The following is a 20,838-nucleotide window of genomic DNA, read 5'->3' as shown; positions in this document are numbered from 1 at the left end:
CCTCAGCGGCGAGGAGCGCCCCGACCACCCGACGCCGAAGCCGCTCGACTGCTTCGCCATCCCGATGCGCCAGCACGTGGCGCGCGGCGGCCTCTGCTACGAGCCGTTCTCCGGATCGGGCTCGCAGATCATGGCGGGCGAGGCCAATGGCCGCCGCGTCTTCGCGATGGAGATCAGCCCGGCCTACGTCGACGTGGCGGTGGAGCGCTGGCAGGCGGAGACCGGGCGCGACGCCATCCTCGACGGCGACGGCCGCAGCTTCGCCGCGGTGAAGGCCGAGCGGCTGGGCGACGGCACCAGGGGCCGCGACGCGGAGGCCGCGGCCCCGAAGCGCTCGCGCAAGCCGGCGGCCGCGTGACCCGACCATGCGTATCATCGTCGCCTGCGAGTTCTCCGGCGTGGTCCGTGATGCCTTCCGGGCGCGCGGCCACGACGCGGTGTCGTGCGACCTGCTGCCCTCCGAGCGGCCGGGCCCGCACATCGTCGGCGACGTGCGCGATGTCCTGCACGAGGGCTGGGACCTGATGATCGCGCACCCGCCGTGCACATTCCTCGCCAACAGCGGCGCCAAGCATCTCTACCTCGGCTGCCGCCGGGAGAACGGCGCCGCCGGCGATCGCTGGGCCAACCTCGGGCATGCGGCGGCGTTCTTCCTCGCCATGCTCGCGGCGCCGGTCCCGCGGATCGCGGTCGAGAACCCGATCATGCTCGGGCACGTCCGGCGGCTCTTCGACCTGCCCGCGCCGTCGCAGACCATCCAGCCATGGCAGCACGGTCATCCCGAGACCAAGGCAACCTGCCTGTGGCTCCGGGGCCTGCCGCGGCTCGTGCCGACGTCGATCGTCGAGGGCCGGGAGGCGCGGGTGCACCGCGAGCCGCCGGGGCCGGACCGCTGGCGGAACCGGAGCCGCACCTATCCGGGCATCGCCGCGGCGATGGCCGAGCAGTGGGGCGGCGCCTGAACGGAGACCGCCGCCCCGGTGCGGGCGGCGGTCGTGGCCGGTGCGGTGATCAGGCCCCGCCGGGCGGGTCGGGATCGATCGCCTCAATGCTCTCGACGACCGGCGGGAACGGCTCGTCGGCGTCGAACCACGAAGTCGCGGTCTCGATCCGGACGAGCTCGGGCCAGCGCTGCGAATGGTCCGCCGGGTAGTAACCGAGGTGCATCGCGGCCACGAACTCGGAGGCGACCGCGCCGGCTCGCGCCCGGCCGTCGCACGCGACGATCAGCGTGGCGTGGTGCTCGCCGTCGTAGGCGTGAACCCGGAAGCGCGGCATGGTCAGTCGGGCGCCCTGAGCGCCGCGCGGGCCGCGCGCCAGTCGACCCCGGCGACATCGAGCGCGGTGCGCAGCTCGGTGATGAGCCGCCACGGCACGCGTGCCTCGTAGACGTGCTCGTGCTTGCGCGCCGGCGGATAGGCCGCCAGCTGCAGCGCGATCCCGAGGATGCGATGCCGCGGGTCGGGCCGGTCGGCGGGGCTCAATGCCCCGCCTCCTGCGCCGCGGGCTCGTCGGTGAGTCGGTAGATGCGGGTCCCCTCGACCTTCTCCGAGGTAACGGTGAGCCCGAGCTTCTTCTTCAGCGCCCCGGCGAAGGCCCCGCGAACCGTGTGTGGTTCCCAGCCGAAGGCCTCGGTGATCTGCGCGATGGTGGCGCCCTCGGGGCGCCGGAGCATCGCGATCAGCTGCGCCTGCTTGGTGCCGTCGCGGGTCTTGCGCGCAGGCGCGACGTCCGCGCCCGTGGGCGTGGTCGTCGTCCGCCGGCCCCGACGCTTCGCGGGCGCTTCGACCGGCGCCGTGTCGGCGCCCGTGGGCGCGCCCGCGGCCGGCTCGCCGGCGGAGTTGGTGCCCTCGTTGAACGCGTAGGGGACCGCCTCCGGCTCGACCCCGATGGCCTCGGCCCCGGCGGCGGTGATGAAGAGCAGCACCCCGCGGCCGTCCGGCTCGGGGAGGTTGCGCCAGACCCGGTTCATCGCCGCGTCGGCCTTGCGCGGGCTGTCGACGACGTGCTCGCGGATCAGCCCGCGGGCGAGGAGCGCGGCCACCACCTTGGTCGCCGCGCCGCCGCGCAGCGAGCCGGGCAGCGGCAGCACGTTGCCGTCGGCGCGCTGCGCCGCGGCTGAGAGAATGATGACCTGAGTGTCGGAGAGCTTGGACATCGGGATGTTCCCTTGCCACGAGGCCGGGACCATCCCGGACCTTCTACCACCCCGAGCCGCGCTGCCGGTGAGGCGGCGCGGCGGTGGCGGGAAGGGCTGCGATCAGTAGGGAAGCTCGGCCATGGTCGCGTAGTGGTTGGCGAAGCCGGTGAGGTAGGGGAGCCCCTTCGGGATCCCGGTCTCACGGCTGGTTCTGCGGTCGATCCGCCAGCCCATCCAGCGGGCGATGGCGGTGTCGACGGCTTCCCGGAGCGTGTCTCCCCGGGCAAGCTCGCCCGCGACATCGTCGGCGAAGTGGCGGCCGTGGCGGCTGTCGAGGAAGTCGCGGACCCCTTCGGGCGAGGCGGTGGTCGCCTCCGCGATCCGGCGGGAGGCGATCGCCCAGGCCTTGGCGGGGTCGGCGGCGGGGTCGTTCTCGATGCGGGCAAGGGTGCCCCAGTAGCCCCACTCGAGGTTGCGGGAGGCGAGGATCGTGGTGGTCATCGTGGTCTCCGGTTGGCGTCTGCTTGCTACCACACATGCGTAGGCCGGCGGACAATCCAAGCGGATAAGCCGATCATATTGTTGCTTTTTCGAGGCCGCGATGCAGGGCATGAGCGAGCGCGAGTACGCCGCCCGCGCCGGGCTCTCGCGCGGGGCGATCCAGAAGGCGAAGACGGCCGGACGGCTGGTGCTGCACGCCGACGGCTCGATCGATGCGGAGGCGTCCGACGCGCGGCGGGCCGGGACGACCGACCCGTCGAAGCAGCGGCCGGCAGTTGAACGGTCGTCCGCGCCGAAGCTGAAGCCGGTGCCGAACGCCGCGCTCTCCGCCGTTGGCGATACGCTGCGGGAGCACGGGCTGCCGCCGCCAGCCTCGGGCGGCGCGACCTTCCTGCAGGCGAAGACCGCCAACGAGGTGCTGAAGTCGCAGGAGCGGCGGCTGAAGCTCGCGAAGCTGAAAGGCGAGCTGGTCGACCGCGACCGCGCCGAGGCGCTGGTGTTCCGGCTGGCCCGCGAGGCCCGCGACGCCTGGGTGAACTGGCCGGCGCGGGCCGCGGCGTTGATCGCCGCCGAGCTCTCGGCTTCATGCAGCGAAGCGGTAGGCCACGAGATCGTTCTCGATCCCGCTGCCATGCAGAAGGTTCTCGAAGCCCATGTCCGAGCCCACCTCGACGAGCTCTCCGAGGTCCGGCTCGATCTCGGGTGACGATCCGATCCTGGGCTTCGACGGCGCGGACGCGCTGCTGCGCGCCTGGGGCGGCGGGCTGAAGCCCGATCCGCTCTTGACCGTCTCGGAATGGGCCGACCGCTACCGCATGCTGAGCTCGCGTGCCGCAGCCGAGCCCGGGCGCTACCGCACGAAGCGGACGCCCTACATGAAGGAGATCATGGACGCGCTGTCCCCCGGGCACCCGGCCCAGCGCATCGTGTTCATGAAGGCGGCTCAGGTCGGCGCCACGGAAAGTGGCAATTCGTTCATTGGCTTCGTGATCCACCAGGCGCCGGGACCGATGCTGGCGGTGCAGCCGACCGTCGAGCTCGCCAAGAGGAACTCGCGCCAGCGCATCGATCCATTGATCGAGGAGAGCGCCGAGTTGCGCGCGAAGGTGAAGCCGGCGCGCTCGCGCGACGCCGGCAACACCATGCTGTCGAAGGAGTTCTCGGGGGGCATCCTGATCATGACCGGAGCCAATTCGGCGGTCGGGCTGCGCTCGACCCCGGCGCGCTACATCTTCCTCGACGAGGTCGACGCCTATCCGGCCTCGGCCGATGAGGAAGGCGACCCGGTGTCGCTGGCCGAGGCGCGGTCGCTCACCTTTGCCCACCGGCGCAAGGTGTTCCTGGTCTCGACGCCGACGATCCGTGGGCTCTCCCGCATCGAGCGCGAGTTCGAGGCCTCCGACCAGCGGCGCTTCTTCGTCGCCTGCCCGCACTGCGGCGCGTCGCAGTGGCTGAAGTTCGAGCGGCTGCGCTGGGAGAAGGGGAAGCCCGAGACCGCGGCCTATGCCTGCGAGGGCTGTGATCAGCCGATCGCGGAGCACCACAAGACCGCAATGCTCGAAGCGGGCGAATGGCGGGCGACCGCCACCTCGGCCGATCCGACGACGATCGGCTTCCACCTCTCGGCGCTCTACTCGCCGGTCGGCTGGCTGAGCTGGGAGCGGATCGCCCGGAGCTGGGAGGCGGCCCAAGGCTCGGACGAGGCGATCCGCGCCTTCCGCAACACCATCCTCGGCGAGACCTGGGTCGAGACCGGCGAGGCGCCGGACTGGCGCCGGCTCTACGACCGGCGGGAGCGCTGGCCCGCGGGCACCCTCCCGAGGGGCGGCCTGTTCCTGACCGCCGGCGCCGACGTGCAGAAGGACCGCATCGAGGTCGATGTCTGGGCCTGGGGCCGTGGGCTGGAGAGCTGGCTCGTCGATCACGTCGTTATCGACGGCGGGCCGGAGCATGCCCGCAGCTGGGACGCGCTCGCGGCGCTGCTCGCCCGCACCTGGCCGCACGCGCGCGGTGCCGAGATGCAGATCGCCCGCCTCGCCATCGACACCGGCTACGAGGCCCCGGCGGTGTACGGTTGGGCGCGTCGACAGGGCTTCGCGCAGGTTGCGCCGGTGAAGGGCGTCGAGGGCTTCAACCGGGCGAGCCCGGTTTCGGGGCCGACCTGGGTCGACGCCACCGAAGGCGGCCGCCGCATTCGACGCGGCGCCCGGCTCTGGACGGTTGCGGTCTCGACCTTCAAGGCCGAGACCTATCGACACCTGCGCCTTGAGCGGCCGACGGCGGAGGAGCTGGCCGCGGGTGCATCGTTCCCGCCGGGAACGGTGCATCTGCCGGACTGGGTGGATGCCGAGTGGCTGAAGCAGTTCGTCGCCGAGCAGCTGGTGACGGTGAAGACGAAGCGCGGGTTCGCCCGGCTCGAATGGCAGAAGATGCGCGAGCGCAACGAGGCGCTCGACACCCGGGTCTACGCCCGCGCCGCCGCCTGGATCGCCGGCGCCGATCGCTGGCCCGAGGCGAGGTGGCGCGACCTCGAGGCGCAGCTGGGCGCAGGCGCTGATGACGATGCCGCGCCGACGACCGGCGCCATGACCGAAGAGGCGGCCGCGGAGCCGTCGGCGGGGCTGATCCGCCGCCGCGCCAGCCGCGGCCGGCGGGTGTTCCGGTCGAGCTATCTGGGCTGAAGGACTTTCCCCATGACTCTCGACGAGATGATCGCCCATTGCGACGCGCTGCTCGCCGCCCGCTACCGCGGGGTGCGCACCGTCGAGGTCGAGGGGCGCCGGGTCGGCTACGCCAGCGACGCCGAGATGGCGGCGGCGCTGGCCGACCTCGAACGGCGCATCGCCGCCGAGAAGGCGGGTGCGCGCCGCCGCATCGTCCGCACTGCCGCCCGCAAGGGGCTGTGAGCGATGACCGGGGCGATCACCCGCTGGCGGCGGCGCATCGGCGCGCTGGTCGGCGGCTTCGAGGCCGGGGAGGCGAGCCGGCGGCTGCGGCACTTCCAGCCGAGCCGCGCGCATCTCAACACGCTGGTCGCCGCGGCCGGGGCCGACATCACCGCCCGCGCCCGCTGGCTGGTGCGCAACAACGGCTACGCCGCCAACGCCATCGAGAGCTGGGCCGGCAACGTCGTCGGCGCCGGCATCAAGCCCTCGTCGCTGATCGCCGACCCAGTGCAGAAGGCCGCGGTGCAGCGGCTCTGGCTCGACTGGACCGACGAGGCGGACGCCGAGGGGTTCACCGACTTCTACGGGCTGCAGCGCCGGGTGGCGCGCGAGATCTTCATCGCCGGCGAGGTGTTCCTGCGCTTCCGCCCGCGCCGGCCCGGCGACGGGCTCAGCGTGCCGCTGCAGCTGCAGATGATCCCGTCGGAGATGCTGCCGCTCGGCAGGACCGAGCCCTGGGGCGGCAACCCCGTTCGGCAGGGGATCGAGTTCGATCGCATCGGGCGGCGGGCCGCCTACCACTTCCTCCGTCGCCACCCGGGCGATGTCACCGATCCCGGGCTCGCCGGCGAGACCGTGCGGGTGCCGGCCTCGGAGGTGATCCACGTCGTCGATCCGGTCGACGCGGGGCAACTGCGCGGGGTCTCCCGCTTCGCGCCCGGCATCGTCAAGCTGTTCCTGCTCGACCAGTACGACGACGCCGAGCTCGACCGGAAGAAGGTCGCGGCGATGCACGCGCTCTTCATCACCACGCCCGCACCCGCCGAGCCGTTCGATGTCGCCGAGAGTGACGCGGGCGGTGAGCGCAGCATGGACCTGCAGCCGGGCCAGGTCGTGATGCTCGAGCCCGGCGAGGAGGTGCAGACCTCGGCCCCGGCCGACTCCGGCGGCACCTACGAGCCGTTCCAGTACCGCACGCTGCTGCAGGTCTCCGCGGCGCTCGGCATCCCCTACGCCTACCTCTCGAACGACATGGTGCGCGCCAACTACTCGAACTCGCGGCTGGCGCTGCTCGAGTTCCGCCGCCGGGTCGAGGCCTACCAGCACGCGGTGATGGTCTGGCAGGTCTGCCGCCGGGTCTGGGGCCGCTGGCTCGATGTCGCGGTGATGGCCGGCGCCCTCGATCTGCCGGACTACGAGCGCCGGCGGCGGGAGCACGCCGCCTGCGCCTGGCTGCCGCCGAAGTGGGACTGGGTCGATCCGCTGAAGGACGCCCGCGCCGAGATCGAGCAGATCGAGGCCGGGCTGAAGAGCCGCAGCCAGGCGCTCGCCGAGCGCGGTTTTGATGTCGAGCAGGTCGACGCCGAGATCGCCGCCGACCGGGCGCGGGAGCGGCAGCTGGGTCTGAGCTTCGCCAGCGCCCCTGCGATCGATCCTGCGGCGAGCGACGCCGCTGCGGCCGACGACGCGCCGCCACCCGACGGGGCCGTTCCGGATGCGACCGCCAATCGAGGACGCCGATGACCAATGCACTGCTCGCCCGGCTCGCCGGCCGGCCGCTGGCGCTCGCGCCCTTCGCGCTCGACGGGCTGCTCGCGCTGGCCCCGGAGGCGCGCGACCCGATGCTCCGGATCGGGAGCGAGGACCGGGACAGGGCGGGCTACGCCGTGACCGACGACGGCATCGCCGTCGTGCCGGTGCTCGGCCCGCTGCTAACCCGCGGCGACTGGCTGACGAGCCTGCTCGGCGCCACCGACTACGGCACGCTCGGCGGAACGCTGGAGGCGGCCTTCACCGACCCGTCCGCCCGGGCGGTGGTCCTCGAGCTCGACTCCCCCGGCGGCGAGGTCGGCGGCCTCTTCGATCTCGTCGACCGGATCGGCGCGCTCCGCGAAAGCTCGGGCAGGCCGCTCTGGGCCGTCGCCAGCGAGGCGGCACTCTCGGCGGCCTACGCCATCGCGAGCGCCGCCGACCGGCTCTACGTGACGCGCACCGCCGAGATCGGCTCGATCGGCGTCGTCGCCGCCCATGTCGACGCGAGCGGCGCCGACGCGATCGCGGGCCGGAAGTGGACGCTGGTCCATGCCGGCGCTCGCAAGACAGACGGCAACAGCCACGAGCCGCTCTCGGACCGGGCGTTCGCGGCGATCCAGGCCGATGTCGATGCGCTGCATGCCGAGCTCTGCGCGCTCGTGGCCCGCAACCGGCGTATGTTGCCGGAGTCCGTCCGCGCCACCGAGGCCGCGATCTGGCGCGGGCCACGCGCCATGGCGGCCGGCTTCGCCGACCGGCTCGGCACGCTCGACCAGGCCCTCGCCGATCTCGCCGCAAGCTTCGATCCGTCGCCGGGCCGCGCTGCCCGGCTCACTCCCACCCGACCGATGCAGGGAACCAGCATGACCGACCAGACCCCGACCGCGACCACCGCGCAGTCCGCCGTCGCCGATTCGCCGGCGAGCCCGGCCGTGCCGGAGGCACCGGCCCCAACCGCCCCGGCGGACACGACGGCTGCCGCGACGCCGGCGGCGACCGCGATGGCTGCGACTCCGGCCTTCCCGGTGCCCCCGGTACCGGCAGAGCCCGCCGCCGCCGCGCGGCTGCGCGCCGAGTATGCGGAGATCGCGTCGGTGGCGGCGCAGGCGGGACGCCTCGGCGTCGACATCGACGCCGCTGACGCCATGGCGCGCGGGGTCGCGGCGGACGCGCTCCGGCGCTCGGTGCTGGAGGCGCTCGCCGCGCGCAGCGAGGCCGCCGCGGTGGTGTCCGCTGCGCCGACGCCATCGGCGGCCCCCGGCGCCGAGAGCCCGATCGTCCGCCGCGCGCGTGAACGCGCCGCGGCCCCGCGCAGCTGATCCCGAGGAGTTGATCCCATGCCCGTCCTGACCCAGTCGCCGACCCTCGGCGATCTCCTGAAGTACGAGCTGAACGCCAACTACACGCGCGAGACCGTGACGCTGAAGGCCGGCACCAGCTACCCGCTCGGCGCGGTGCTCGGGAAGATCACCGCCTCGGGCAAGTATCGGCTCTCCCCGCCGGCGCAGGTCGTCGGCGACGAGGGCGCCGAGACCGCCGTCGCCGTGCTGATCGAGGCGGTCGATGCCACCGCGGCGGACGCCACCGGCCTCGTCGTCGCCCGTGGCCCAGCCATCGTCTCGAAGGTGGCGCTCGTCTTCGACGCCTCGGTCGACCAGGCGGCGGAGATCACGGCCAAGCACGCCCAGCTGGTCGCCGCCGGCATCGTGCCGCGCGACACCGCCTGATCCCGCTTCGCCGGACCCGATCCATCAGGGGCTCCGAGGCCACCGCCTCGGAGTTCCCTTCCTTTTGCCCGGAGACCCACCCCATGGTCGTGTTGCTCAACCCCTTCGACGCCGGCGGCTACTCGCTCGCCGAGATGACCCAGGCCATCAACATCCTGCCGAACGTCTACACCCGCCTCGGCCAGCTCGGCCTCTTCCGCTTCGAGGGCGTCACCCAGCGCTCGGTCGTCATCGAGCAGGCCGAGGGGGTGCTGAACCTTTTGCCCACCGTGCCGCTCGGCGGGCCGGCGACCGTCGCCAACCGCGACGCGCGCTCGATGCGCTCGTTCACCGTGCCGTGGATCCCGCACGACGACGTCGTGACGCCACAGGACGTCCAGGGCGTGCGCGGCTTCGGCGTCGCCGACGCCGCCGACCCGCTCGCCACGGTGATGGAGAGGAAGCTCACCCGGATGCGGGTGAAGCACGCCCAGACCCGCGAGTACATGGAGGTGAACGCGCTCCGCGGCATCGTCAAGGACGGCGCCGGCAGCACCCTCTACGACTACTTCGCCGAGTTCGCCCTGGCGCAGCTCGCCGTCGACTTCGTTCTCGGCACCGCGACCACCAGCGTGCAGGCGAAGATCCGCGACGTGCTCAGGAAGGTCGAGACCGAGCTCAAGGGCGAGACCATGACCGGGGTGCTGGCGCTGGTCTCCCCGGAGTTCTTCGACAAGCTGATCGGGCATGCCAAGGTCGAGGAGGCCTACCGCTACTTCTCCTCGACCGGGGCGCAGCCGCTGCGCGAGGACACCCGCCGGCGCTTCCCGTTCGGTGGCATCGTCTTCGAGGAGTACGACGCCACCGTGACGCTCGCGACCGGGGCGACCGAGACGCTGGTCCCGGCCGGCGAGGGCATCGCCTTCCCGCTCGGGACGCTCGACACCTTCGTCACCTACGGGGCGCCGGCGAACCTGATCGAGACCGTCAACACCATGGGCCTGCCGATCTACGCCCGCCAGATCGCCCGGCCGGACGGCAGCGCCATCGAGGTGAAGACCGAGGCCTCGATCCTGCCGGTCAACAAGCGGCCGCGCCTCGCGGTCCGGCTGCACACCAGCAACTGATGAGCGTGTTCGCCGCGGCAATCGACGCGCTCTTCACCGACCCGAACCTCGGCCGCGAGGCGACGTACCAACCGGCGCTCGGGGGCTCGTTCCCCGTCCGCGTCATCGCGCGCCGCGCCGACTCGATCACCAGCTTCGGTGAGGCGCGGCTCTGGTCGGAGGCCGCGCGCTTCGATCTGCGGGTGAGCGAGGTCCCGACGCCGCGCCCGGGCGACCGGCTGGTGCTCGGGGACGAGGCCTTCGTCGTCCAGGGCGAGCCCGTGCGCGATGGCGAGCGGCTGGTCTGGACGCTCGATGCGAGGCCCGCGTGAAGCTGAAGCTCGACGTCAAGCCCGACCTCGTGGCGCTGATGGCGGCGGATATCGCGGCCGGCGAGCGGGCGGTGTCCGCCGCGATGCGCGAGGCGGGCACCGACCTGAAGCTCGCCTGGCGCGGGCAGATCACCGGCGCCGGGCTCGGAGCCCGGCTCGCCAACTCGATCCGGTGCGAGGTCTTCCCGGAGGCCGGTGCCAGCCTGAACGCCGCGGCGCTGGTCTGGTCGAAGGCGCCGGTCATCGTGGGCGCACACGATGCCGGGCCGCTGATCCGCTCGAAGAGCGGGCTGTGGCTGGCGATCCCGACGCCGGCCGCCGGCAAGACGCTCGGCGGCCGGCGCGTCACCCCGGGCGGCTGGGAGCGGAAAACCGGGATGCGGCTGCGCTTCGTCTATCGGCGGACCGGCCCGAGCCTGCTGGTGGCCGAGGGACGGTTGAACACCAAGGGTCAGGCGGTGGCGTCGCGCTCGAAGACCGGGCGCGGGCAGGTCACCGCGCCGATCTTCCTGTTGGTGCCGCAGGTGAAGCTGCCGAAGCGTCTCGACCTCGCCCGGGACGCCGAGCGGGCCCACGACGCGGTGCCGGGACTGATTGTCGCAAACTGGGTGGAGACCAGATAGCTCAGGTCCGGGCTGCGGCCCGTCCGCCTTCGCTGCGGCGACGGCGGCGGGGCTCGTCGATCTCGCCCAGGCCTTCGAGCGCGACGGGGGCCTTGCCCGGAAACTCGACGATGAGCTTCAGCGAGCCCCCCATGGCGCGGACGTAGCTGGTGAGGGTGGAAAGCAGGAGATCGCCCTGGCGCTCATACTTGGCGACGGTCGCCTGCTGAATGCCGAGCGTCTCGGCCAGCTGCACCTGCGTCAGATCGCGCGCTTTCCGCAGTTCCTGCAGCGTCAGGTACTCGGTGTGCAGACGATCGGCCTCGGCCTCGATGCGCGCGCGGCGACCCGGATCGAGCGTGCCCAGCTTCTGCTCAAGGCTGCGTGCCATGGTCGTCATCCTTTCCGTTTGGCCAGATGGCGATCGAACCGTTCATCGGCCCGGGCGATCAGCTGCTTGTAGAAGCGCTTCTCGCTGCCACCCGACTTGTCCCCGCCGACAAGCAGGATCGCCTGCCGGTCGGGATCGAATGCGAAGGCGATGCGCCAGACGCCACCGGCGTCGGTGCAGCGCAACTCCTTCATGTTCGCATGCTTCGACCCGGTCAGGGTGTCGGCATGTGGACGTCCGAGCGAGGGCCCCTCGCGCTCGAGCAGTAACGCGCGCGTGAGGATCGCGTCCTGAACCTCCTCGTCGAGTTCGTCGAACTCCGGCTCGAACTCGTCGGCGAAGGAAACGGTCCAGGGCATTCGGTCCTCATGCTCTGGAGGCTATATAGCCTTGAAGCACTAATTTGGCAAGAACGCTGCCATGTCCACCACCCGCGAAACCATCCTGTTGGCGCTGCACACGCTGCTGCAGACCCAGCCCGCGCCGGTCCTGCGCGGCGAAGTTTTGCCAGAGCGGGTGCCGGCCGACGGCCTGCTGATCCTGCGCGACGGCGACCCCGGCGAGCCTGCGGTGACGCTCTCGCCGCTCCGCTACCACTACCAACACCGCGCCGAGGTCGAGGCGATCGTCCAGGCCGGCACGGGCCGCGACGCGGCTTTCGACAGCCTGGCCGCCGGGGTCGGCACGTTGCTCTCGGCCGACCGAACGCTGGGCGGCCTCTGCGACTGGATCGAGGCGGAGGCGCCGCGGCCTGTTGATCTCGCAGTCGATGGCGCGGCGACCCTGAAGGCCGCCGTCATCCCGATCGTGCTCCACTATTCCACGGGCGATCCGCTCGCCTGATCCCTTTAAGACAAAGGACCCCGACATGGCACGCGCGCAGGGCGCGCGGGCGCAGATGGCGCTCGCGTTCGAGACGGTTTACGGCACACCGCCAGCGAGCGGCTTCACGCGGATGCCGTTCGCGAGCACCACGCTCGGCTCCGAGCAGCCGCTGATCAGCTCCGAGCTTCTCGGCTACGGCCGCGACCCGACAGCGCCGATCAAGGACGCGGTGACCGCCGACGGCGACGTCGTGGTGCCGATCGACGCGGAGTCTTTCGGCTTCTGGCTGAAGGCGGCCTTCGGCGAGGCGATCACCACCGGCACCGGCCCTTGGACCCACGAGTTCCGCTCCGGCGGCTGGAGCTTGCCGTCGCTGTCGATCGAGACGGCGATGCCGGAGGTGCCGCGCTACGCCATGTATTCGGGCTGCGTGCTCGACCAGCTCAGCTGGCAGCTGCAGCGCTCGGGGCTGCTGACCGCCATCGCCCGCCTGGTGGCGCAGGGCGAGACGGTCGGCACCACGACCGCCGCAGGGACGCCGGCGGAACTGACCCTGAAGCGCTTCGGCCACTTCAACGGCAGCATCACCCGCAACGGGTCGGCGCTCGGCAACGTCGTCTCGGCCGAGGTCACCTACGCCAACAACCTCGACCGCATCGAGACCATCCGGAGTGACGGCCGGATCGACGGCGCCGATCCGTCGATCGCGGCGCTGACCGGCCGGGTCGAGGTGCGCTTCGCCGATCAGGTACTGGTGAACCAGGCGATCGCCGGCGATCCCTGCGAGCTCGAGTTCGCCTACGCGCTGCCCTCGGGCGAGGGCTTCACCTTCACCGTGCATGCGGTCTACCTGCCGCGGCCGCGGATCGAGATCTCCGGCCCGCAGGGGGTGCAGGCGACCTTCGACTGGCAGGCGGCCCGGGACACCATCTTAGGGCGCATGTGCACCGCCACCTTCGTCAACAACATCGCGGATTACTGATCATGCTTCGACTCGACCTGACCTCCGAGCCGCGCTGGCTCGATCTCGGACATGGCGTGCGCCTGTGCACAGCACCCCTCACCACCGCGCTGATGGTGGCCGCGCGCAGCGATCCGGCGGTCGAGGTGCTGCCAGACTCCGCCTCCGACGAGGAGCGGGCGCTGGCCTTCGCCAAGGCGATAGCCCGGAGGGCGGTGACCGAATGGGACGGCGTCGGCGACGCCGACGGCAATCCGGTGCCGGTGATGCCTCCGGCCATCGACGCGCTGCTCGAGGTCTGGCCGATGTTCGAGGCATTCCAGGCGGTCTACGTCTCGAAGGGCCTGCTGCTGGATGCGGAAAAAAACGTCTCCGCGCCCTCGCCGGCTGGCACTTCGGCGGGGGCGACCGCTACTGCGCGGCCTGCGCGCAAGCGTGCCCGGACTGCCCGGCGCGGCTGAACCGACCGGAGACGTTCGAGGGCTGGCAGGTCTGGGACCTCGTCGGCCGTCTCGGCGGCCAGCTCCGCGTCATCCCCGGCGCGGTGATCGGCTGGGACATGGGTGCAGCGCTGGCGCTCGCCGCCGCGCTCGGGGTGCCGGCTCTCGCGGCGGCCGAGCTGCTGCCGGAGATCGAGGCGGTGATTGTGCGCCGGCTCAACGAGCAAGTCGGAGATTGAGATGGCCGAGAAGCGCGTATCCGTCCGGCTGGCGGTCGTTGGCGGCCGCGAGGTCCGGGCCGAGCTCGAAGGCGTCGGCGAGGCCGGCAACCGTGGCTTCGGCCGGCTCGGCCGCGAGATGGAGGCCGCCAACACCCGGCTCGCCGCTTTTTCGCGACGGGTGAAGGTCGCGACTGCCGCCGCAGTTGCAGCCGCGGCCGCCGCCGGCATCGCGATGGTCCGATCCGGGCTCGCGACGGTCGATGCTCAGGCGAAGCTCGCGCAGTCGCTCGGCACCACGGTGGCGAGCATCCAGGTGCTCGAACGCGCGGGCGAGTTGGCCGGCGTCGCCATGGCGGGCATCGAGCAGGCAACCAAGGACCTGACCCGGCGGCTGAGCCAGGCGGCCTCCGGCGCCGGGCCGGTCGCCGAGGCGCTCGCCCGGCTCGGGCTCTCGGCCTCCGAGCTGCTCGCCCTGCCGCTCGACGAGCGGGTCGGCCGGATCAACGCGGCGATCGCCGATTTCGTGCCCGTGGCCGAGCGTGCCGCGGTCGCCGGCCAGCTCTTCGGCGAGGAAGGCTCGATCGCCATGGCGCGGCTCGACACCGCGACGCTGCGCCAGGCGACCCAGGACGTGCGCGATTTCGGCGTTGTCGTCTCCGAGGCGGACGCCGACCGCATCGAGCGCGCCAACGCCGCGATCTCCCGGCTCGGGCTGATCTGGCGCGGGCTCTCGAACCAGCTCGCCGTCGCCGCCGCCCCGGCGCTGCAAGCGGTGGCGAATGCCATGGCGGCGATGGCCCGCACCACCGGCCCGCTCGGGATCGCGATCCGCGGGCTCTTCGACAACATCGGTCGGCTCGCCGCCTACGCCGCGACCTTCGCCGGGATCATGGCGGGCCGCTGGGTCGCCGGGATGGTGGTCGCCGCCGTCTCGGTGCGCGGGCTCGCGACGGCACTCGTCGTGCTGCGCGGGGCGCTGATCCGCACCGGCATCGGGGCGGTGATCGTCGGCGCCGGTGAACTGGTCTACCAGTTCGGACGGCTGGTCTCCGGCGCCGGCGGCTTCGGCGAGGCGATGTCGCTGCTCGGCGACGTCGCGGCCGAGGTCTGGGAGCGGATCAAGCTCGGCGGGCGCTCGCTGGCGCTGTCGCTGCAGTCGGTCTGGGCGACGATCGAGGCCGGCTGGCTGATCGCGCTCTCCGGCATCCAGAGGAGCTGGGCCGACTTCCTGCATGCCGCGACCCGTGGCCTCGACGGCGTGCCCGGCATGGAGAGCACCATGCTCACCTTGAGCGAGGCGGCAATCCGCGCGGGCTCGGCCTTCTACGAGACCTCGGCCGCTGCCGGCGAGGCCAGCGCGCGGGCGGACGGCCTCGCCGCTTCCGCCGCAGCAGCCGCCGGCGCAGCGACGGCGCCGCTTGCCTCGCTGCAGGCGCTGCGCGACGCGGTGAAGGGCTCGGCCGAGGATGCCGAGACGGCGCTCGGCGGCGCGACGGTCGCGGCGGATGAATTCGGCGACGCGGTCGGCAAGGCCGGCGGCGCCAGCGCGGCTGTGACGCCGGAGGTCGCGGAAGCACCCGAGGCAGCGAAGTCCGGCTGGCAGCTGGCGACCGATGCGGTGCGGGACTATGCGACCAAGGCGAAGGAAACCGGCCAGGGCATCGGCGATGCGCTGGTCAGCGGCTTCCGCGGCGCCGAGGACGCGGTCGGGGAGTTCGTGAAAACCGGCAAGCTCGGCATGCGCGATCTCGTCACCTCGGTCCTCGCCGATCTCGCGAAGGTCTCCGTCCGCCGCTTCGTGCTCGGGCCGATCGCCAATGCGCTCGGCGGTATCCTCGGCAGCCTCGGTTCGGCCTTCGCCGGCGTGCTGCACGCGGGCGGCGTGGTCGGCGCGCCCGCGCCACAGCGGCTCGTGCCGGCGCTCGCCCTCGCCGGTGCGCCACGGCTGCATGGCGGCGGCGTCGCCGGTCTGCGCCCGGACGAGGTCCCGGCGATCCTGCAGAAGGGCGAGCGAGTGCTGAGCCGGGCCGAGACCCGGGCCTTCGACCGGTCGCGGGCCGACGGCGGCGTCACCGTCAACATCATGACGACCGACGCCGAGAGCTTCCGCCGCTCGCGCACCCAGGTGGCGAGCGATATCGCCCGGACGGTGGCATTCGGGCGCAGGGGCATGTGAGTGCTTCCCGAAAGGTGGCGCCCGGCTTTCGGACAAGAAGCACGACCAAGGAAAGAATCTGATCCATGGCCTTCCACGAGGTTCGGTTTCCGGACGACATCAGCCGCGGCGCCCGCGGCGGCCCGGAGCGCCGGACGCAGGTCGTCGAGCTCGCCTCCGGCGACGAGGAGCGCAACGCCTCCTGGGCCGACTCGCGCCGGCGCTACGACGCCGCCTACGGCATCCGCCGCGCCGACGACCTCGCCGCGGTCGTCGCCTTCTTCGAGGCGCGGAACGCCCGGTTGCACGGCTTCCGCTGGAAGGACTGGGGCGACTTCAAGTCGGGCATGCCGTCGGCGCCGGTCACCCCGATCGACCAGGCGCTCGGCACCGGCGACGGCACGACGACGGCCTTCCAGCTGGTGAAGCGCTACGAGAGCGGGGCGCAGGCGTGGGTTCGGCGGATCGTCAAGCCGGTCGCCGGTAGCGTGCGGGTGGCGCTCGCCGGCGTCGAGCAGGCCTCCGGCTGGACGGTGGATGCGACGACCGGCGGCGTCAGCTTCGCGACCGCGCCCGGCGCCGGCGTGCTCGTCACCGCCGGCTTCGGGTTCGACGTCCCCGTCCGCTTTGACACCGACCGGCTCGACGTCACCTGGGACCTCGACCGGCTCGGGTCGATCGCCTCGATCCCGCTCGTCGAGGTGCGGCGATGAAATCGCTTTCGCCCGCATTCCAGGCGCACCTCGACAGCGGCACAACCACGCTGGCCTGGTGCTGGCGTATCGAGCGGTCGGACGGCGTCGTCTTCGGCTTCACCGATCACGACCGGTCGCTCGACTTCGGTGGCGTCACCTATGAGCCCGAGTCCGGCTTCGCCGCCTCGGAGATCCGCAGCGGCACTGACCTCGCCGTCGATGCGCAGGATGCCGAGGGGGTGCTGACCTCGGATACCATCACCGAGACTGACATCCTCGACGGCCGCTGGGACAACGCCGCGGTCGAGGTCTGGCGGGTGAACTGGAGCGCCGTCTCGCAGCGGGTGCTGATGCGCCGCGGCGCCATCGGCCAGGTCCGCCGCGGCCGGCTCGCCTTCGTCGCCGAGGTGCGCTCGCTCGCGCACGTGCTGAACCAGACCGTCGGGCGCACCTTCCAGCACGCCTGCGACGCCGAGCTCGGCGACGCCCGCTGCGGCGTCGACCTCGAGGCTCCGGCCTTCAAGGGGACCGGCGCGGTGGTTACTCTGACCGGCGACCGCAGCTTCACGACGTCGGGGCTCGCTGGCTTCGCGGCGGCCTGGTTCACGCTCGGCCGGCTGACCTGGACGAGCGGCCCGAACGCCGGGCGGATCGCCGAGGTCGCGAGCCACACCGTGAGTTCCGGTCAACGAACGATCGCGTTGCTCGAAGCGGCGGTGCGACCGATCGCCTTGGGCGACGATTTCATCGTCCGCGCCGGCTGCGACAAGCGGCTGGAGACCTGCCGCGACCGCTTCGCCAATGGCGTGAACTTCCGCGGCTTCCCGCACATCCCCGGCCAGGACACGGTGATCCGCTACCCGAACCGCGGCGACACGAACGCGGGAGAGGTGTTGTGATCCCGGCCAACCCCGAGCGGGTGATCGCCGCCGCGCGCGGCTGGCTCGGCACGCCCTACCACGACCAGGCGAGCCTCAGAGGCGTCGGCTGCGACTGCCTCGGGCTGGTCCGCGGCGTCTGGCGCGAGGTCGTGGGCGACGAGCCGCTGTCCCTGCCAGCCTACAGCCGCGACTGGGGCGAGACCGGCTCGCGCGAGCCGCTGGCCGAGGCGGCGCGTGGAGTGATGCCGGAGGTCCCGGTCACCGACCGCGCGCCCGGTACGCTCCTCCTGTTCCGCATGCGCACCGGCGCGGTCGCCAAGCACTGCGGCATCGTCACCGCCCCCGATCGCTTCGTTCATGCCTACGAGCGCACCGGCGTGGTCGAGGTCCCGCTCGATGCCGGCTGGCGTCGCCGCGTCGCCTTCGCCTTCCTGTTCCCCAGCGCGAGCTGACCCATGGCCTCCATCATCCTCGCTGCCGCCGGCACCGCCATCGGTGGCGCGGTCGGTGGAGCCGTGCTCGGCGTCAGCGCGGCGACGATCGGCGGCGCGATCGGCTCGCTCGCGGGTGCTGCGATCGATTCCTGGCTCGTCGCCTCGATGACGCCGACCCAGCGCATCGCCGGCCAGCGGCTCGACACCCTGCAGATCACCGCCTCGACCGAGGGGGCGATCATTCCCCGCGTCTACGGCGCCATGCGCACCGGCGGCAACATCATCTGGGCGACCGACTTCCGCGAGGAGAGCCGCACCACAGAACAGGGCGGCGGCAAGGGCGGCGGCGGAGGCGGAACCGAGGTGACCGAGTACTTCTACTTCGCGAGCCTTGCGGTCGCGCTCTGCGAGGGACCGATCACCGGCATCGGCCGCATCTGGGCCGACGGCAAGATCCTGAGTCGCGACGGCGTCACGATGCGCGTCCACCTCGGGGGCGAGGCTCAGGAGCCCGATCCGTTCATCGCCACAAAGATGGGGGTGACGAACACCCCGGCCTACCGCGGCACGGCTTACGTCGTCTTCGAGGAGCTGCCGCTCGAGCGCTTCGGCAACCGGCTGCCGCAGCTCTCCTTCGAGGTGTTCCGTCCGATCCTCGACGGCGAGTCGGCCGAGAGCCTGGTGCACGCGGTCACGCTGATTCCGGCCTCGGGCGAGTTCGCCTATGCGACCGAGGTCGTGCGCCGCGAGGATGGCGACGGCGCGACCTCCGCCGAGAACGTCAACGCCGAGGCGCATGCCACCGATCTCGTGGTGGCGCTCGATCGGCTGGAGGCCTGCGCGCCGAACGTCGAGTCGGTTTCGCTGGTGGTCGCCTGGTTCGGCGACGACCTGCGCGCCGGCCACTGCCGCATCCGCCCGGGCGTCGAAGTGAGCGCGAAGTCGACCACGCCGGAAAACTGGCAGGTCGATGGCGTCGCCCGCGCCGCCGCGCACCTCGTCAGCCGCGACGACCAGGGGCGTCCCGCCTACGGCGGCACGCCGTCCGACAGCGCCGTGGTGCAGGCGATCCGCGAGCTGAAGGTGCGCGGCTTCCGGGTCACCTTCTATCCGTTCATCCTGATGGACGTGCCCACCGACAACACCCTGCCGGACCCGTACTCGGACAACGCATCAGGGACCGGCCAGCCGGCCTATCCCTGGCGAGGGCGGATCACCTGCTCGCCGGCCGCAGGCTTCACCGGCAGCCTCGACAAGACCGCGGCCGCGGGGAGCCAGGTCGCGGCGTTCTTCGGGTCCGCCACGCCGTCCGACTTCGCCATCGCGGGCGAGACGGTGTCCTGGACGGGCGCCGCCGGCGAGTGGGGCCTGCGGCGGATGATCCTGCACTACGCGCAGCTCTGCGCCGCCGCCGGCGGGGTCGACGCCTTCCTGATCGGCTCCGAGCTGCGCGGTATCACGCAAGTCCGGTCTGGCGCATCGACCTATCCGGCGGTCACCGAGCTGGTCGATCTCGCGGCCGACGTGCGCGCGGCCCTCGGGGCCGGGACGAAGCTCAGCTACGCCGCCGACTGGTCGGAGTACTTCGGGCATCACCCGCAAGACGGCTCGGGCGACGTCTTCTTCCACCTCGACCCGCTCTGGGCGAACGCGAACATCGATTTCGTCGGCGTCGACAATTACATGCCTCTCGCCGACTGGCGCGACGGGCTCGATCATCTCGACGCGGCGAGCGTCGGGGCGATCACCGACCTCGCCTACCTGCGCGGCAACGTCGAGGGCGGCGAGGGCTTCGACTGGTTCTACGCGAGCCCGGCGGACCGCGAGAACCAGGTGCGTACCCCGATCACCGACGACGCCGCCGGCAAGCCATGGGTGTTCCGCTACAAGGACTTGTCGAACTGGTGGTCGAACCCGCACCGCAACCGGCCGGGCGGCGTGGAGAGCGCCACGCCCACCGCGTGGGTGCCGGAGAGCAAGCCGCTCCGCTTCACCGAGATCGGCTGCCCGGCGGTCGACCGCGGCCCGAACCAGCCGAACGTCTTCTACGACCCGAAGTCGGCCGAGAGCTTCCTGCCCTACTTCTCCCGCGGTCGGCGCGACGACGCGGTGCAGCGGCGCTTCCTCGAGGCGACGCTCGGCTACTGGGCGGAGCCGGCGAACAATCCGATGTCCGGCGTCTATGCGGGCCGGATGGTCGCCACCTCCGAGACCGCCGCCTGGACCTGGGACGCGCGCCCCTATCCGGCGTTCCCGGCGCGGAGCGACGTCTGGACCGATGCCGACAACTGGCGGCTCGGGCACTGGCTGAACGGCCGGCTCGGCTCGGTCTCACTCGGCAGCCTCGTGCGCGAGCTCTGCCGCCGCGCCGGGCTGGCGGACGATCAGATCGATGCCTCGGCGCTCGCCGACGTCGTGCACGGGTACCTCGTCACCGCCATCGAGAGCCCGCGCGCCTCGATCGCGCCGCTGGCGCGGCACTTCGGCTTCGACGCCGTCGAGAGCGAGGGCGTCATCCGCTTCCAGCCGCGCGACCGCCGGCCGGTGGAGACGCTGACGCTGGACGACCTCGCCGTGGGCGACAACGCCGACACCGAGACGCTGGAACTTGTGCGCGCGCAGGAGACCGAGCTGCCGCAGGCGCTGAAGTGGCAGATGGTGCGGTGCGACGAGGAGTACGACGCGATGAGCGTCGAGGCGCGCCGCGCGACCGGAGCGGCCTTGCGCGTCACCTCGGAGACCTTCGCCATCGCCACGCCCGCGGGCGACGCCGAGCGTCGCTGCCGCCGGGCGCTCTTCGAGGAGTGGGTCGGCAGGGAGACGGCGTCGTTCCGGCTGCCGCCGGCGCACCTCGCGTTCGATCCGGGCGACGTGGTGCGGCTCGACCACGACGGCCGGCTCGCCGCGCTACGGCTGACCAGCGTCGCCGACGCCGGCGTGCGGGCGATCGAGGCGGTGCGCACCGACGCCAGCGCCTACGGCCTCGCGCCGGGCTCGGACCGCAGCCCGCGGGTGTCGCGCCCGGTGGTC

Annotated in this window: 24 protein-coding genes and 1 pseudogene; 19 read left to right on the top strand and 6 right to left on the bottom strand. The window is 72.3% G+C overall.

The features are described from left to right. Nucleotides 1-358 (top strand): annotated as a pseudogene (locus KBA23_RS10370) (DNA methylase); the annotation flags it as partial. A gap of 7 nt (nt 359-365) precedes the next feature. Then, the gene (locus KBA23_RS10365; RefSeq protein ID WP_290740379.1) at nt 366-962 is read left to right on the top strand and encodes a hypothetical protein; all 597 of its coding nucleotides are present in this window, start codon (nt 366-368) and stop codon (nt 960-962) included. A 49-nt stretch (nt 963-1,011) separates the two neighbouring features. Here KBA23_RS10365 and KBA23_RS10360 read toward each other — a convergent pair whose 3' ends face one another. From KBA23_RS10360 to KBA23_RS10345, 4 genes are all read right to left on the bottom strand, one after another. Further along, nucleotides 1,012-1,278 carry a hypothetical protein gene (locus tag KBA23_RS10360; RefSeq protein ID WP_290740376.1) on the bottom strand — a complete coding sequence of 89 codons (267 nt, stop codon included), beginning with the start codon at nt 1,276-1,278 and terminating at the stop codon, nt 1,012-1,014. 2 nt (nt 1,279-1,280) lie between these two features. Continuing rightward, nucleotides 1,281-1,484 (bottom strand): hypothetical protein, encoded by a 204-nt coding sequence (locus tag KBA23_RS10355; protein WP_290740374.1) that lies wholly within the window; start codon nt 1,482-1,484, stop codon nt 1,281-1,283. Continuing rightward, nucleotides 1,481-2,158, bottom strand: a complete 678-nt coding sequence (locus KBA23_RS10350; RefSeq protein ID WP_290740371.1) for a DUF3489 domain-containing protein — start codon at nt 2,156-2,158, stop codon at nt 1,481-1,483. Before KBA23_RS10350 ends, KBA23_RS10355 begins: the two co-directional genes overlap by 4 nt. 102 nt (nt 2,159-2,260) lie before the next feature. Beyond that, a complete protein-coding gene (locus tag KBA23_RS10345) occupies nt 2,261-2,641 on the bottom strand; it encodes a hypothetical protein (RefSeq protein WP_290740368.1) in 381 nt (126 codons plus the stop codon). A 100-nt stretch (nt 2,642-2,741) separates the two neighbouring features. On the opposite strand from KBA23_RS10345, the gene KBA23_RS10340 reads away from it, so the two are divergent. The 9 genes from KBA23_RS10340 to KBA23_RS10300 all read left to right on the top strand — a co-directional run bounded on the left by KBA23_RS10340 (nt 2,742) and on the right by KBA23_RS10300 (nt 10,826). Next, nucleotides 2,742-3,347 carry a hypothetical protein gene (locus KBA23_RS10340; RefSeq protein ID WP_290740365.1) on the top strand — a complete coding sequence of 202 codons (606 nt, stop codon included), beginning with the start codon at nt 2,742-2,744 and terminating at the stop codon, nt 3,345-3,347. Continuing rightward, nucleotides 3,295-5,322, top strand: a complete 2,028-nt coding sequence (locus KBA23_RS10335; protein ID WP_290740362.1) for a phage terminase large subunit family protein — start codon at nt 3,295-3,297, stop codon at nt 5,320-5,322. The genes KBA23_RS10340 and KBA23_RS10335 overlap by 53 nt, the downstream gene beginning before the upstream one ends. A 12-nt stretch (nt 5,323-5,334) precedes the next feature. Next, nucleotides 5,335-5,547, top strand: coding sequence for a hypothetical protein (locus KBA23_RS10330; RefSeq protein ID WP_290740359.1), 213 nt, complete (start codon nt 5,335-5,337; stop codon nt 5,545-5,547). A 3-nt stretch (nt 5,548-5,550) separates the two neighbouring features. After that, nucleotides 5,551-7,050: a phage portal protein gene (locus tag KBA23_RS10325; RefSeq protein WP_290740357.1), complete on the top strand. Its 1,500-nt coding sequence runs from the start codon at nt 5,551-5,553 to the stop codon at nt 7,048-7,050. Continuing rightward, nucleotides 7,047-8,378, top strand: a complete 1,332-nt coding sequence (locus KBA23_RS10320) for a S49 family peptidase (RefSeq protein ID WP_290740355.1) — start codon at nt 7,047-7,049, stop codon at nt 8,376-8,378. The genes KBA23_RS10325 and KBA23_RS10320 overlap by 4 nt, the downstream gene beginning before the upstream one ends. An 18-nt stretch (nt 8,379-8,396) precedes the next feature. Then, nucleotides 8,397-8,786, top strand: coding sequence for a head decoration protein (locus tag KBA23_RS10315; protein ID WP_290740353.1), 390 nt, complete (start codon nt 8,397-8,399; stop codon nt 8,784-8,786). A gap of 83 nt (nt 8,787-8,869) precedes the next feature. Beyond that, nucleotides 8,870-9,892 carry a major capsid protein gene (locus tag KBA23_RS10310; protein ID WP_290740351.1) on the top strand — a complete coding sequence of 341 codons (1,023 nt, stop codon included), beginning with the start codon at nt 8,870-8,872 and terminating at the stop codon, nt 9,890-9,892. After that, nucleotides 9,892-10,203 carry a hypothetical protein gene (locus KBA23_RS10305; RefSeq protein ID WP_290740349.1) on the top strand — a complete coding sequence of 104 codons (312 nt, stop codon included), beginning with the start codon at nt 9,892-9,894 and terminating at the stop codon, nt 10,201-10,203. The genes KBA23_RS10310 and KBA23_RS10305 overlap by 1 nt, the downstream gene beginning before the upstream one ends. After that, nucleotides 10,200-10,826, top strand: a complete 627-nt coding sequence (locus KBA23_RS10300; protein WP_290740346.1) for a DUF6441 family protein — start codon at nt 10,200-10,202, stop codon at nt 10,824-10,826. Before KBA23_RS10305 ends, KBA23_RS10300 begins: the two co-directional genes overlap by 4 nt. A 1-nt stretch (nt 10,827) precedes the next feature. On the opposite strand, the gene KBA23_RS10295 is transcribed toward KBA23_RS10300, so the two are convergent. Both KBA23_RS10295 and KBA23_RS10290 read right to left on the bottom strand, forming a co-directional pair. Beyond that, nucleotides 10,828-11,196 (bottom strand): helix-turn-helix transcriptional regulator, encoded by a 369-nt coding sequence (locus tag KBA23_RS10295; RefSeq protein ID WP_290740343.1) that lies wholly within the window; start codon nt 11,194-11,196, stop codon nt 10,828-10,830. A 5-nt stretch (nt 11,197-11,201) separates the two neighbouring features. After that, complete coding sequence (locus KBA23_RS10290) at nt 11,202-11,555, bottom strand: type II toxin-antitoxin system RelE/ParE family toxin (protein WP_290740340.1); 354 nt, start codon at nt 11,553-11,555, stop codon at nt 11,202-11,204. Between the two features lie 61 nt (nt 11,556-11,616). Between KBA23_RS10290 and KBA23_RS10285 the strand changes: the two genes are divergently transcribed. The 8 genes from KBA23_RS10285 to KBA23_RS10250 all read left to right on the top strand — a co-directional run. Then, on the top strand, nt 11,617-12,039 hold the full coding sequence (locus tag KBA23_RS10285) for an acyl-CoA transferase (protein ID WP_290740337.1): 423 nt from the start codon (nt 11,617-11,619) through the stop codon (nt 12,037-12,039). A gap of 25 nt (nt 12,040-12,064) precedes the next feature. Then, nucleotides 12,065-13,003 carry a phage tail tube protein gene (locus tag KBA23_RS10280; RefSeq protein ID WP_290740334.1) on the top strand — a complete coding sequence of 313 codons (939 nt, stop codon included), beginning with the start codon at nt 12,065-12,067 and terminating at the stop codon, nt 13,001-13,003. A 2-nt stretch (nt 13,004-13,005) separates the two neighbouring features. Then, nucleotides 13,006-13,443: a hypothetical protein gene (locus KBA23_RS10275; RefSeq protein ID WP_290740331.1), complete on the top strand. Its 438-nt coding sequence runs from the start codon at nt 13,006-13,008 to the stop codon at nt 13,441-13,443. Nucleotides 13,444-13,662: 219 nt separating this feature from the next. Next, complete coding sequence (locus tag KBA23_RS10270) at nt 13,663-15,819, top strand: phage tail tape measure C-terminal domain-containing protein (RefSeq protein ID WP_290740328.1); 2,157 nt, start codon at nt 13,663-13,665, stop codon at nt 15,817-15,819. 65 nt (nt 15,820-15,884) lie between these two features. Next, on the top strand, nt 15,885-16,511 hold the full coding sequence (locus KBA23_RS10265; protein ID WP_290740325.1) for a DUF2460 domain-containing protein: 627 nt from the start codon (nt 15,885-15,887) through the stop codon (nt 16,509-16,511). After that, nucleotides 16,508-17,392: a DUF2163 domain-containing protein gene (locus tag KBA23_RS10260; RefSeq protein WP_290740322.1), complete on the top strand. Its 885-nt coding sequence runs from the start codon at nt 16,508-16,510 to the stop codon at nt 17,390-17,392. Before KBA23_RS10265 ends, KBA23_RS10260 begins: the two co-directional genes overlap by 4 nt. Then, nucleotides 17,389-17,826, top strand: a complete 438-nt coding sequence (locus KBA23_RS10255) for an NlpC/P60 family protein (RefSeq protein WP_290740319.1) — start codon at nt 17,389-17,391, stop codon at nt 17,824-17,826. The genes KBA23_RS10260 and KBA23_RS10255 overlap by 4 nt, the downstream gene beginning before the upstream one ends. A 3-nt stretch (nt 17,827-17,829) precedes the next feature. After that, on the top strand, nt 17,830-20,838 hold a 3,009-nt coding region (locus KBA23_RS10250; protein WP_290740316.1), incomplete at its 3' end, for a glycoside hydrolase/phage tail family protein.

This window comes from Amaricoccus sp. (assembly GCF_017995835.1).
Taxonomy (GTDB): Bacteria; Pseudomonadota; Alphaproteobacteria; order Rhodobacterales; family Rhodobacteraceae; genus Amaricoccus.
This window is presented reverse-complemented; position numbering and strand designations above follow the sequence as displayed.